Genomic DNA, 412 nt, shown 5'->3' with positions numbered 1-412 from the left:
CATGCGAATATCTCGCTCCGCTTCATTATTATCAAATGGAATATCAGCATGTGTGAGAAAACCTAAAATGGCATCTTTGTCTCGGGCAAATCGGTCCCATAAATTTTTTGATGGCGATTGTTTAGAACGCTTTTGGGACGTACTCTTTTCTGACTGAGGGGGATGACATGCCGTGCCATCCTGCAGGATGGCTTCGTATGTTTGCTCAATTTCTAGAAGATCCCATAATGTAAGCTTTCCCTCTTGTTCTTCTTTGAGTTGTTTGGCATCACATAATAATTTTTTCATATTTTCTGCCCATTTTTCACCGGTTTGCTCAAAAATACCTTGTAAATCTCGCAAAAGATGAGCATTACATAAAATATGTTGGGACTGTTTATATCCAAAATAAGAGGCCCAGCCATCATGGACA

At 39.6% G+C, this 412-nt stretch carries 1 protein-coding gene; it reads right to left on the bottom strand.

Annotated elements, in window-relative coordinates; translation table 11 throughout:
• Positions 1-412, bottom strand: a 412-nt coding sequence (locus FS458_RS20460; protein WP_144705104.1) for an IS66 family transposase, incomplete at both ends; no start/stop codon positions are given.

This window comes from Fictibacillus phosphorivorans (assembly GCF_007673525.1).
In the GTDB taxonomy this organism is placed as follows: domain Bacteria; phylum Bacillota; class Bacilli; order Bacillales; family Fictibacillaceae; genus Fictibacillus; species Fictibacillus phosphorivorans_C.
Note: the sequence above shows the minus strand (reverse complement) of the source record. Positions and strands in the feature narration are given on the sequence as shown.